Here is an 11,880-nt window from a genome sequence, read left to right as displayed (position 1 = left end):
TGACTTACTGAGCTGGCCGGTCAAGACGTCGGAGCGCGGCGACCCGCCAGATCGGGCCGCGGTGACTGCCGGTCAGCTCCAGGCCGTGCTCCGCGAGCACCGCGAGCATCTCCGCCGGCGGGTGGGCGAAGGCGCGGTAGTCCCGGCCGGACACCCGAGCGGCGAGGTTCTCCGCCCCCGTGGCCGCGCGGGACAGCAGGGTGCGCGGCGGGTGGCTGAACACCAGCTGCTGACGCGCATGGTCGGCGGCCGCGCCGAGCAGCGCCTCGACGTCCGGGTAGCAGCAGACCACCCGGTGCAGCACCACGACGTCGGCCGGCTCGACCGCGTCGGGGTCGGCGGCGACGTCGACCAGCCGGCGGTGCACCCGCCCGGTCAGGCCGGCCTCGGCGACCAGTGCGGTCGCCTCGGCCTCGTAGGACGGCGAGAGCTCCAGGTTCGTCGCCGACGCCGCGCCGCGGGCCAGCAGCTCGAGCTGGATCTCCCCCACCCCGCCGCCGATCTCCAGCACCGTCGCCCCCTGGAGGCCGCGCTCGGCGAGCAGCTCCACCATCGCCTGAGCGGTGCGGTCCAGCCCACGCCGCCGGTACCGGTCGGCCCGCCGCCGGGCGAACCGTGCGTCGAAGACCTGGTCACAGCCACGGGGGTCACAGCAACCGGCCACCCGCCCACCCTGTCACCGGCACCTCCACCGTGGGGCCTGCTCAGGGACGCGGGTTCGTCCGGGTCCAGCCGCGCTCGTCCCGGCGGGCGCCGGTCCCCGCCCGGCAGCGGCGGCAGACGTCGACCACGCCCTCCGCGTGCCGGCCGGACTCCGGCTGCACGTCGGCCCAGCCGACGTGCGGGAACCGGGCCAGGCGGGAGCGGTACAGCGAGAGCCCGCAGACCGTCTCGTTCCGACCGCGCTCCCAGGCGTGCACCTCACCGGCCGGGTAGCGGATGCCGTCATCCGGGTCGACCCACTGGTCGGCGGCCGCGACCGCCGCGCTGCGCACTGCCATGCCCCGCCGGCTACCCGCCGGGCCGGGCTGCCACGCGGGGCTCAGCCGCGACGGAACCGGGCTGGCCGGCGCACGGTGTCCGCGCCCGCCCACCGGGTGGGGCCCCAGGTGACCCGGTCCGGAGAGGGCAGTGGCAGCGGGTCGCCGTGGGAGGTGATGTCCAGCCGGCTCAGCCGGCCGTCCTCCACGAAGAGCAGGACGCCGCCCACCGGCGAGCCGTCGGCGGCGACGACGGTCCCCTCCACCGGCGCCGGGCCGCTGGCCGGGGCGGCCGGCACGTCGTCGGGGACGTGCAGGTCGAGCGTCCCGCACCCGCAGCGGCAGCCCGGGGTCGAAGTGGCCCGGGGCACCTGGGCGCGCAGCTCGGCGACGCCGAGGAAGTCGTGGGCGAGGAGCGCGTCGAGCAGGGCGCGCGCGTCGTCGGTCAGCGGCCTGGGGTCCCGGTCGGCGCGCGGCCCGGCATCAGCAGCGGTCATGCCCCCAGTGTCGCCCGCGGCGTGCGCGGGCTCCCACCGACCTCGACCCCGCTCAGAGCGCCGCGGCCACCAGACTGGCCACCAGGACCAGCGGCAGGGAGACGACGGACCCGAGCGAGGTCGCCAGCGTCAGGGTCTTCAAGCTGCCCTTGGTCGAGATGTCGAGCAGCGTGCTGAACATCCAGAAGAAGTTGCTGTTGACGTGGAGCGCGAACATCGCGCCCGACGCGATCGCCAGCGCGATGACGACGGGGTCGACCCCGAGCGATCCGACGACGGGCGAGATGATGCCGGCGGCGGTGATCGCCCCGACGGACACCGACCCGATCGCGAAGTGCAGCACCGCGGCGATCGACCAGGCGAGCAGGATGCTGAGGACGACCGGCGCGTTCTCCTCGGCCGAAAAGAGGGCTTCGAGCCTCTCGGTCATGCCGCTCTCGGCGATGACGGCGCCGAGCGACCCGCCGACGCCGGTGACCAGCAGGATCTCGCCGGTCGTGTGGAAGCCGCCGGTGAGGACCGTGCCGACCCCGCCCGCACCGAGCGAGGGGCGGACCATGCCGAAGGCGATCAACAGCCCGACGAACAGCGCGATGTTGGCGTCGCCGAGAAAGGCGAGGACCGGGTTCGAGAGCCCGGCCACGCCGGCGATCGCCCCGCTGGCGATCAACACCAGCGGCACCAGGATCGGCAGCAGGCGCACCCACAGCGGCAACCGCGCGGCGCCCTCGGCCAGCGGCACGTCCTCGTCCTCGTCGTGCGGGCCGCCCTCCACGACGACCGCATCCGGGTCGAGGTCCGTCTCGTCGTTCCACAGTCCGCGCCCCAGCAGCCGCCGGAACAGGAACGTCGTGACCAGTGCGGTGGTCAGCCCGATCGGAAGTCCGTACAGCAGGTAGATGCCCAGCGGCACGTCCATGAGCCCGGCGATGGCGACAGCGGCGAGCCCTGGGACGACGAACACGTAGCCGGCGAAGATGCCGACGGCCATGGCCCCGGCGAGCCACGGCAGGCCGTGGCGACGGTCGACGGCCGGCGCCGACTCCTTGGCCATGGGGGCTGCCAGGACCACCTGCACGTCGACGTAGATGGAGGGGAAGATCGTGGCGAGCGTGCCGGCCATCGCATACGGCAGGCGGCGCCCCACCCGGCGCGCGAGGACGTCCACCAGGTCGCTGAAGGTGCTCATCGCGTGCAGCAGTGCCCCGATCAGCACGCCGAAGCCGATGAGCAGGCCGACCTCGGCCATGATCTCGCCGAACCCCCCGGTGATCTGCGCGACGGTGCCCTCGGCGCCCAGCCCGGCGGCGAGCCCGAGGTAGATGCAGGCCAGCAGCAGGGAGATGACGGGGTCGACCTTGAACCGGATGATCAGCACGATCGCGCCCAGGATCGCGATCGCGGAGTGCACGACCTCCACGAGCGTCTCCGATCTGCGCCTTCCGCGGTGACGCCACGCTGCTGAGCGCGACGCGATGCGCGTGCCGTGCCGACTGAGCAGTGCGGGCAGTCCCGACCGTGCTGGTCCAGCGGTGGGGTGACTATGCCGCGGGCAGGGGCTCAGCCGCCACCGCAGCGGTGGGCCGTCGATGGTGCAGGAGGCGCCTCGCGGCCTCCGGCGAGGCGGCGGCACCCGCTGACCTGCCGTCCGCGGTGGTCGTCGACCGGCTCCACGACGTGCAACGGCCGCTGACCATGCGAGCCGGTGGTGCCCCCGGCAGGATTCGAACCTGCGGCACACGGTTTAGGAAACCGATGCTCTATCCCCTGAGCTACGGGGGCTGCGGCGGTGCTGGTCGCACCGCCACCGGACCGCTGCGCGCCGGCCCGGTTGCCGTCGAGAGGGTATCGGACACCCAGAGGGGCCCGACGGCACGCGCCGCCGAGCCCCTCGGGGTGATGCAGAGCCGGAGATCAGCTCTGCAGGGACTCCATGAAGTCCGGGTTCTCCTCGAGCCAGGCGTCGACGGCCTCGGCGTACTGGCCCTCGCCGTACTCGTTGACGACCATGTTCTCCAGCGAGCCGTACTGCTCGTCGCTCAGCTGGATGTTCTCCATCATCGACGCGACGTCGGCACACCGGTCGGAGAAGCCCTCGGTGGCCAGGGTGTGCAGGCCCTCGGCCTCACCCAGCGCGCCCTCCGGGTCCTCCAGGTCCTTGACCGGGAACTCGCTGTTGGCCCAGAAGGGGCGCCACAGCGTGACGACGATGTCCTCGTTGGCGTCGGTGGCCGCCTGCAGCTCGGCCAGCATCGCCGTGGTGGAGGACTCGACCAGCGTGTAGTCGTCCTCCAGCTCGTAGGCCGGCATGACGCTCTCCCGCGTGGTCCGGGTGAGGCCTGCGCCGGGCTCGATGCCGACGATCCGGCCGTCGAACTGCTCGGCGTTGCCGGTCAGGTCGGAGATCGAGGAGATGTCGGTGTACTCCGGCACCGCGAAGGTCAGCCGCGCACCCTCGTAGTAGGCGCCGTAGTCCTCGATCTGGTCGCCGTACTCGTCCATGTAGTCGGCGTGCGTCACCTCCGACCAGGCGGAGGGGTAGACGTCGACGTCGCCGCCGGCCAGACCGGCGTACAGCGGCGCGGCGTCGGCGATCTCGGTCATCTCCACGTCGATGCCCTGCTCGCCGAGCAGGTTGTCCCACAGGTGGGCCAGGCTGAGTCCGTCGGTCCAGGACGGGATGAAACCCAGGTTGACGCTCTCGCAGGAGCCGCCGGACGACGTCCCGCCGGCGGCGGAGGTCTCCTCGTCGCTGCTCCCCCCGCAGGCGGTGGCGGTGAGGGCGACGGCGGCCAGGCCGGTGGCCAGCTTCGCGCCCCGGGTGGTCAGGCTCTTGTGCATCATCTCTGCTTCCTCTCCGTGCATCTGGCGGCGGTCGACTGCCCCGCGCGCCGTTGTCGCTCCGGCTCCGCGGCCACGGCCCGGGTGGGCCGTCGCCGATCGGTTACCGGGCAGGTTCTGGTCGTGCGTTCTGGTCGGTCGCCCCGGTCACGGGGGCGTCGACGGACCGGCTGGAGGCGGCGGCGGTGGTGGTGACGGTCCCGCCGCGGCTCAGGAAGGACGGGAACCCGCGCCGCTGCTGGCCGAAGGCCGAGGTCAGCCGGTCGAGGTAGATCGCCAGGATGACCACGGCGAGGCCGGCTTCCACGCCCAGGCCGAGATCCAGCCGGGAGAGGCTGGTCACCACCAGGCCACCCAGCCCACCGGCGCCGACGAAGCCCGCGATGACCGCCATGGACAGCGCCAGCATGATCACCTGGTTGACGCCGGCCATGATCGTCGGCAGCGCTAGCGGCAGCTGCACGCCGCGCAGGATCTTGCCGGGCGGGCTGCCGAAGGCGTGCCCGGCCTCGACCAGCTCCCCGTCGACCTGCCGGATGCCCAGCTCGGTCAGCCGCACCCCCGGCGGCAGCGCGAAGATGATCGTCATCACCACGCCGGAGACCACGCCGATGCCGAAGAAGGTCACCGCCGGGATCAGGTAGACCAGCGCCGGCATGGTCTGCATGAAGTCCAGCACCGGCCGGACGACGGCGCTGACCCGACTGCTCTTGGCGGCCGCGATGCCGACCGGTATTCCGATCGCGACGGCGATCACCGTGGCCACCAGGATCAGCGCCAGCGTCTGCATCGCCGGCTCCCACATCTCCATGCTGATCAGCAGCAGCAGACCGACCAGCGATGCGATGCCGAAGCGCACCGAGCGCAGCACACCCCCGAGCAGCGCCAGCAGCGCCGCGAGCAGGATCGCCGGCGGCAGCAGCAGCGCGTCGGTGAGACCGTCCACGCCGGCACCACTGGCGGTGCTGATCGCATCGAGCACCGGCTCGAAGTTCTCGGTCACCCAGTCGAAGGCCGTGTCGACCCACTCGCCGACCGGGATGCGGGGCAGCAGGCCGCTGTCGTCGGACGATTCAGCCACGGATGCCTCCCGAGGTGATCAGGGCGGTCTCGTCCGCCGGCGGTACGGCCTCGGCCTCGGCGAGGGCGACCGGCGGCTGGGCCGCCGGGCGCGGGACGCCACCCAGCGCGGCCAGCACCGCCCCCCGCGGGACCACGCCGGCCAACCGGCCGTCGTCGTCCACCACCGTCACCGGGACCTCGTCCTGGGCGGCCGCGGCGAGCAGGTCGTTGAGCGGGGTCGTGGCCCGGACGTCGACCGCCGGCAGCAGCGGGAGCCCGGCGAGCGAGGACGCCCCGGCGGCCACCGCCGTCCGGACGACGTCCTCGGTGGCGACGCCGACCACCCGACCGTCGCCGTCCCCGACCAGGACCGAGCCGGCGCGGGTGTCGCGCATGGTCTGCAGCACCTGCGCGGGTGCGGCCGTGGGGGCGACGAGCGCCGGCGCCGGGACCATCACGTGCCCGGCGGTGAAGACCCGCCCGCGGTCGACGTCGGCGAGGAACTGCCGCACGTAGTCGTCGGCGGGGGTCTCGAGGATCTGGTCGGGCGTGCCGATCTGCACGATCCGGCCGTCGCGCATGATCGCGATCCGGTCACCCAGCCGCATGGCCTCGTTGAGGTCGTGGGTGATGAAGACGATGGTCTTGCCCAGCGACGCCTGCAGCTCCAGCAGCTGGTCCTGCATCTCCCGGCGGATCAGCGGGTCCAGCGCGCTGAACGCCTCGTCCATCAGCAGCAGGTCGGTGTCGGCGGCCAGCGCGCGGGCCAGGCCCACCCGCTGCTTCATGCCGCCGGAGAGCTGCCCGGGCTTCTGGTCGGCCCACTGGTCCAGGCCGACGAGCGCGAGCGCCTCCCGGGCCTTGGCCCGGCGGGTGGCGCGGTCGACGCCGCGCACCTCGAGGGCGTAGGCGGCGTTGTCCAGCACGCTGCGGTGCGGGAAGAGCGCGAAGTGCTGGAACACCATGCTCATCCGCTCCTGCCGCAGCCGGCGCAGCGCCGGAGCGTCCAGCGCGGTGAGCTCGGCGTCGCCGACCCGCACGGTGCCGGCCGTCGTCTCCAGCAGGCCGTTGAGCATCCGGAGCAGGGTCGACTTGCCGGAGCCCGACAGGCCCATCACCACGAAGATCTCGCCGGGCTCGACGCTGAAGCCGGCGTCGATGACGGCCGGGGTCGCACCGGACTCCCGGACGTCGGCGACGGAGGCGCCGTCCTGGAGCCGGCGCACCGCGTCTGCGGGGCGCCGGCCGAACACCTTGAACAGGCCCTCGGCATGCACAGCGGGCACGGGACCACCTCTCGTTCTCAACAGTCGGACCCGCGGCCGGGCAGCGCGTGCGGCGGGGGCACATGCGTTGCACCGCGGGTGTCAGCACGGGGCCACGGAGCTCGGCCGGGGCGCGGAGGGGGTGGGCACCCCTCCTGCGTGCGCCGGGGCCAGCCGGGCGGGGGCGGGTCTGACCCACTCCCACATCTGACTGAGAACGCTAACAGCGATGTCCCGATGGAAATGCGAAAGTTCTCCGACCGAGCCATTCCGTTATTCGGTCGTGATCTCTGCCGATGGTGTCGAAGAACACGACGGCGATGGTCGACGAGCCTGCTGCGAACCCATCATGACCCGGCTGAGCTGGCCTTTCACCGCCCGGCGTCAACGCCCTGGACCGGCGATCCGGCGGCGCGAAACACATGAAGAATGCGCCACGACATCTTCACGAGATCTCAACAGAAGGAATCAACGAGTCACCACGTGCGCACTGTGGGACAATTTCTCGGGGTTGGTCGAGCCGTTCAGCGGGCCCCTGCGGGAACGTCCTCGCCCTGCCGCTCGTCGGTGTGGATGCGGGCGACGACGTGTCGCAACCGTTACCTTGTCGAAGCACGTACGAGCCCCGGCAACGGCGCCGGAGCGCGGGAGGTGGAGAGCACAGATGGACATCACGGTGGTCGACGTCCCCGAGCGCGGGCGCTTCGAGATCCGGGACGGCGACCGTGTCGTCGGCCTGGCCAGCTACCACGTGGACGGCGACGCGATGACGCTGCCGCACACCGAGGTCGACCCGTCGATGGGCGGCCGCGGCCTGGGCACCCAGCTGGTCGCCGGCGTGCTCACCGCCGCCCGGGAGCGGCAGCTGCACGTGCTTCCCTACTGCTCCTTCATCCGCAAGTACCTCCTCGACCACCCCGAGCAGCTGGACCTCGTCGCCGAGGCCGACCGGCCCACGTTCGGCCTGGCACCAGCGCACAGCTGATCCACCCAGCGGCAGGAGCCGGCGCTTCCTAGGCTCGGCCGGGTGCCCACCGCGCTGCTCTGGTTCCGCCGCGATCTGCGCCTGGACGACCACCCCGCTCTGCTCGCCGCCGTCGACGCCGCGGGGCCCGACGGCAGCGTCGTCCCGGTCTTCGTCTTCGACGAGCGGCTCTACGGCCCGTCGGGTGAGCCGCGGCGCCGGTTCCTGCTCGACTGCCTGGCCGAGCTCGACACCTCGAGCGGCGGCGCCCTGGTCACCCGCACCGGCGACCCCGCCACGGTCGTCCCCGCGCTGGCCGCCGAGCTGGGCGCGGTGAGCGTGCACGTCACCGCGGACGCCGGCCCGTACGGGCGGCGCCGCGACCAGGCGGTGGCGCGGGCACTGGGCGACGTCCCGCTGGTGCGCACCGGCTCGCCGTACGCCGTGGCGCCGGGCCGGGTGGTCAAGCGCGACGGCACGCCGTTCCAGGTGTTCACCCCCTTCGCCCGGGCCTGGCGGGAGCACGGCTGGCACTCCCCCGCCGTCCGCCCGGACGTCGTCCCGTGGCTGGACGGCGTGCGTTCCGACGACCGCCTACCCCGGCCGGACCTGGACGGCGTGCAGCTGCCCCCGGCCGGTGAGGCGGCGGCGCTGGCGGCCTGGCACCGGTTCCGGGACGAGCGGCTGCTCGGCTACGACGAGGGCCGCAACACCCCGGGCACGAACGGGACGAGCCGGCTCTCGGCCTACCTGAAGTACGGCTGCATCCACCCACGCACGCTGCTGGCCGACCTGGCCGCCGAGCAGGGCTCGGAGTCGGTGCGCCGCTACACCGACGAGCTGGCCTGGCGCGACTTCTACGCCGACGTGCTCTGGCACCGGCCGGACTCGGCCCGGGAGTACCTGAAGCCGGAGCTGCAGGGCATGGGCTACGACTCCGGCCCGGACGCCGAGGAGCTGGTGCACGCCTGGCAGACCGGCACCACCGGCTTCCCGATCGTGGACGCCGGGATGCGCCAGCTGCTCGGCGAGGCCTACGTGCACAACCGGGTGCGGATGATCGTCGCCTCCTTCCTGGTCAAGGACCTGCACCAGGAGTGGACGCTGGGCGCGAAGTACTTCATGGAGCACCTCGTCGACGGCGACCTGGCCAGCAACAACCACGGCTGGCAGTGGGTGGCCGGCACCGGCACCGACGCCTCGCCGTACTACCGGGTGTTCAACCCGGTCACCCAGGGCAAGAAGTTCGACCCCGACGGCGCCTACGTGAAGCGCTGGGTGCCCGAGCTGCGCGACCTCGACCCGAAGCACGTGCACGAACCGTGGACCGCGCCCGGCGGCGTCCCGGCCGGCTACCCCGAGCCGGTCGTCGACCACGCCCACGAGCGCCAGGTCTCCCTGGACCGCTACGCCGCCGTCCGCGCCCGCTGAGGCAGGACCCGGACGGGCGGTGTCGGAGGGAGCGGCCATGTTGGCCAACATGGCCGGTCCCGGCCGCGCGGGGTGTCGGCTGGGTCACCGGTCCCGTCGTGGCGGACGGCGCCGGTGCGGGTGAAGCTGGACGGCGTGATCGTCGGTGCCTGAGGGCCACACCCTGTTCCGGCTGGCCCGGGAGCAGCAGGCCGCGTTCGCCGGCCGCGAGGTGCACGTGACCAGCCCGCAGGGCCGTTTCGCACCGCAGGCGGAGCTGCTCGACGGCCGGGTGCTCGACGAGGTCACCTCCTACGGCAAGCACCTGTTCGCCTACTTCGGCCCGGACGTCGTCCACGTGCACCTGGGCCTCTACGGCAAGTTCACCGCCGGGACCGGGCTGCCGCCGGAGCCGCGGGGCGCGCTGCGGATGCGCTGGGAGGGCCCGGGCGAGGACGGCGCGGGGGTGTGGACCGACCTGCGCGGGGCCACCGCCTGCGACCTGATCACCGACGGCGAGGTGCAGCTGATCCTCGACCGGCTGGGCCCCGACCCGCTGCGCCGGCGGTCGGACCCGGCCAAGGCGTTCGCCCGGATCTCCCGCAGCCGGGTGGCGATCGGCGCGCTGCTGATGGACCAGGCGGTGCTCGCCGGCGTCGGCAACGTCTACCGCGCGGAGGTCCTGTTCCGGCAGCGGATGAGCCCGTTCCGGCCGGGGCGGGCCGTCACCGCCGAGGAGTGGGCCGCGATGTGGGCCGACCTGGTCGTGCTGATGCGCGCCGGGGTCAAGGCGGGGCGGATCGTCACCACCGAGCGCACCGACCGGGAGCGCCGGCGCGGCCCGGCGCTCCGGGAGGACGCCCACTACGTCTACCGGCGCGCCGGGCTGCCCTGCCGGATCTGCGGCACCGAGGTGCGCACCGAGGTCATGGTCGGCCGCAACCTCTTCTGGTGCCCCACCTGCCAGGCCGTCTGAGGAAGGACCCCGTCCTCCTCACCCCTCGCGAGCTCGGGGCGAGCCTCGGGACGGGGCCTGACCGGGTGCCGGCCCGAGCTCGCGAGGGTCGGGGGGGCACGGGGGTCCTTCGTCAGAGGGCGCCCTTGGCCTCGTCTCCGGCGGGCACGGCCTGCAGCAGCCGGACGCCGATCGGCTCGGTCAGGTCGTCCTTGACGCTCTCGGACAGCTGGTTGAACGTCTCGCCGGCGCCGTGCGCCTTGACGTCGTCCTGGGTCGCCCAGCGCTCGATCATCACGAAGCCGTAGCCGTCCTCGTGCAGCGCGTAGAGCTCGCAGCCGGGCTCCTCGTGCACCTTCGGGATGGCGGCAGTGAACGCCTCCCGGACGGCGTCCGCGCGGCCGGGCTTGGGCGAGATGGTGGCGACGATCGTGATGGACACGCAGGACTCCTCAGCGGTGGTCGGGCACGGCTGCCCGGGTTCACCCTGGCGCCTACCCCTCATCGGGACGACGATGCGGGCGTGGCCCAACCGACAGTGCCCGGTCGACCGTTGCGCGTGGCCGTCGTCGGCGCCGGCCCGGCGGGCATCTACGCCGCCGACGCGCTCGCCGGGCAGGACGACGTCCCGGTCGCGGTCGACCTGATCGACCGGCTGCCCACCCCGTTCGGCCTGGTGCGGCACGGCATCGCCCCCGACCACCTGAAGATGCGGGCGCTGCGCGAGACGCTGCACCACACGCTGGACCACGAGCGGGTGCGCTTCGTCGGCAACGTGGAGATCGGCACCGACCTGTCGCTGGCCGACCTGCGCGCCCACGTCGACGCCGTCGTCTACACCTACGGCGCGGCCGGTGACCGCGCGCTGGGCATCCCCGGCGAGGAGCTGCCCGGCAGCCTGGCCGCCACCGACGTCGTCGCCTGGTACTGCGGGCACCCCGACGCCGACCGGGCGCGGGTCGAGGAGCTGGTGACCCGGGCCCGGGACGTCGTGGTGGTCGGCGTGGGCAACGTGGCCCTCGACGTGGCCCGGGTGCTGGCCCGATCCCCCGCCGAGCTGCACCCCACCGACATGCCGCACCACGTGCTCGACACCCTGGCCGCCGCCCCGGTCGAGCGGATCACCGTGCTCGGCCGCCGCGGCCCGGCGCAGGCCAGCTTCACCACCCAGGAGCTGCGTGAGCTCGGCCACCTGGCCGCGGCCACCGTCCTCGTCGACCCGGCCGACCTCACCGACGCCGGGGACGCCGCGCTGGCCGCCGAGGACCGGCACGTCGCCCGCAACCTCGCCGCGCTCGCCGACTACGCCGGCCACGAGGCCGCGCCGGGCACGGTGAGCGTGCGGCTGCGCTTCCACGCCCGCCCGGTGCGGCTGCTGGGCACCGACCGGGTGACCGGGGTCGAGCTGGAGCGGACCACGGTGGACGCCGAGGGCCGGGCGGTGGGCACCGGTGAGCTCGACGTCGTCCCGGCCGACCTGGTGGTGCGCTCGGTCGGCTACCGCGGACACGCGCTCCCCGGGCTGCCGCTGGACGGCGGCACCGTGCCGCACGACGCCGGCCGGGTGCTCCGCGACGGCGAGGTCAGCCGCGGCGAGTACGTGGCCGGCTGGATCAAGCGCGGCCCGACCGGCGTGGTGGGCACCAACAAGCACGACGCCCGGGAGACCGTCGCCTCGTTGCTGGCCGACGTGGCGTCCGGGGCGCTGCGGCCGGGCGGGGACGACGACTGGGTCGACACCCTGCTGGCCCGCGGCGGGCACCCGGTGCTGCTGGCCGACTGGCGGGCCATCGACGCCGCCGAGATCGCGCTGGGCGCGGTGCACGGCCGGGCCCGCACCACCATCCACGACCGGCAGCAGCTGCTGGACGCCGTCCGGGCCGCCGCAGCGGCGGTCGAGGGCTGA

Annotated in this window: 12 protein-coding genes and 1 tRNA gene; 4 read left to right on the top strand and 9 right to left on the bottom strand. The window is 73.7% G+C overall.

The genetic code is table 11. The features are described 5' to 3' along the window. Positions 1-4 precede the first annotated feature (4 nt). From Q1A09_RS14710 to Q1A09_RS14675, 8 genes are all read right to left on the bottom strand, one after another. A complete protein-coding gene (locus Q1A09_RS14710; RefSeq protein WP_299956168.1) occupies positions 5-664 on the bottom strand; it encodes a bifunctional 2-polyprenyl-6-hydroxyphenol methylase/3-demethylubiquinol 3-O-methyltransferase UbiG in 660 nt (219 codons plus the stop codon). Between the two features lie 40 nt (positions 665-704). Beyond that, on the bottom strand, positions 705-1,001 hold the full coding sequence (locus Q1A09_RS14705) for a hypothetical protein (protein WP_299956166.1): 297 nt from the start codon (positions 999-1,001) through the stop codon (positions 705-707). Positions 1,002-1,042: 41 nt separating this feature from the next. Continuing rightward, on the bottom strand, positions 1,043-1,477 hold the full coding sequence (locus tag Q1A09_RS14700; protein ID WP_299956164.1) for a hypothetical protein: 435 nt from the start codon (positions 1,475-1,477) through the stop codon (positions 1,043-1,045). Between the two features lie 52 nt (positions 1,478-1,529). Further along, positions 1,530-2,897, bottom strand: coding sequence for a GntP family permease (locus Q1A09_RS14695; RefSeq protein WP_299956162.1), 1,368 nt, complete (start codon positions 2,895-2,897; stop codon positions 1,530-1,532). Between the two features lie 286 nt (positions 2,898-3,183). Beyond that, positions 3,184-3,259: transfer RNA gene (locus Q1A09_RS14690), tRNA-Arg, on the bottom strand. 132 nt (positions 3,260-3,391) lie between these two features. Next, positions 3,392-4,321 (bottom strand): glycine betaine ABC transporter substrate-binding protein, encoded by a 930-nt coding sequence (locus tag Q1A09_RS14685; RefSeq protein WP_299956161.1) that lies wholly within the window; start codon positions 4,319-4,321, stop codon positions 3,392-3,394. 100 nt (positions 4,322-4,421) lie between these two features. Then, the gene (locus Q1A09_RS14680) at positions 4,422-5,399 is read right to left on the bottom strand and encodes a proline/glycine betaine ABC transporter permease (RefSeq protein ID WP_299956160.1); all 978 of its coding nucleotides are present in this window, start codon (positions 5,397-5,399) and stop codon (positions 4,422-4,424) included. Continuing rightward, positions 5,392-6,666 carry a glycine betaine/L-proline ABC transporter ATP-binding protein gene (locus tag Q1A09_RS14675; RefSeq protein WP_299956158.1) on the bottom strand — a complete coding sequence of 425 codons (1,275 nt, stop codon included), beginning with the start codon at positions 6,664-6,666 and terminating at the stop codon, positions 5,392-5,394. Before Q1A09_RS14675 ends, Q1A09_RS14680 begins: the two co-directional genes overlap by 8 nt. 643 nt (positions 6,667-7,309) lie before the next feature. Between Q1A09_RS14675 and Q1A09_RS14670 the strand changes: the two genes are divergently transcribed. The 3 genes from Q1A09_RS14670 to Q1A09_RS14660 all read left to right on the top strand — a co-directional run bounded on the left by Q1A09_RS14670 (position 7,310) and on the right by Q1A09_RS14660 (position 9,995). Beyond that, entirely contained in the window at positions 7,310-7,630 is a 321-nt protein-coding gene (locus Q1A09_RS14670) for a GNAT family N-acetyltransferase (RefSeq protein WP_299956155.1), read from the top strand. A 42-nt stretch (positions 7,631-7,672) separates the two neighbouring features. Further along, complete coding sequence (locus tag Q1A09_RS14665; protein ID WP_299956153.1) at positions 7,673-9,040, top strand: deoxyribodipyrimidine photo-lyase; 1,368 nt, start codon at positions 7,673-7,675, stop codon at positions 9,038-9,040. Positions 9,041-9,185: 145 nt separating this feature from the next. Further along, on the top strand, positions 9,186-9,995 hold the full coding sequence (locus Q1A09_RS14660; protein ID WP_299956151.1) for an Fpg/Nei family DNA glycosylase: 810 nt from the start codon (positions 9,186-9,188) through the stop codon (positions 9,993-9,995). Between the two features lie 112 nt (positions 9,996-10,107). Here the strand turns inward: Q1A09_RS14660 and Q1A09_RS14655 are convergent, their stop codons facing one another. After that, entirely contained in the window at positions 10,108-10,416 is a 309-nt protein-coding gene (locus tag Q1A09_RS14655; protein WP_299956149.1) for a putative quinol monooxygenase, read from the bottom strand. 81 nt (positions 10,417-10,497) lie between these two features. Between Q1A09_RS14655 and Q1A09_RS14650 the strand changes: the two genes are divergently transcribed. Then, positions 10,498-11,880, top strand: a complete 1,383-nt coding sequence (locus tag Q1A09_RS14650; RefSeq protein ID WP_299956147.1) for an FAD-dependent oxidoreductase — start codon at positions 10,498-10,500, stop codon at positions 11,878-11,880.

The sequence above is a fragment of the uncultured Modestobacter sp. genome (assembly GCF_947486615.1).
GTDB lineage: Bacteria > Actinomycetota > Actinomycetes > Mycobacteriales > Geodermatophilaceae > Modestobacter.
This window is presented reverse-complemented; position numbering and strand designations above follow the sequence as displayed.

What these genes read in the sequence shown, in the direction of transcription:
- Q1A09_RS14705 (WP_299956166.1), bottom strand. Translation starts at nt 1,001, where the DNA reads ATGGCAGTGCGCAGCGCGGCGGTCGCGGCCGCCGACCAGTGGGTCGAC.
- Q1A09_RS14700 (WP_299956164.1), bottom strand. Translation starts at nt 1,477, where the DNA reads ATGACCGCTGCTGATGCCGGGCCGCGCGCCGACCGGGACCCCAGGCCG.
- Q1A09_RS14685 (WP_299956161.1), bottom strand. Translation starts at nt 4,321, where the DNA reads ATGATGCACAAGAGCCTGACCACCCGGGGCGCGAAGCTGGCCACCGGC.
- Q1A09_RS14670 (WP_299956155.1), top strand. Translation starts at nt 7,310, where the DNA reads ATGGACATCACGGTGGTCGACGTCCCCGAGCGCGGGCGCTTCGAGATC.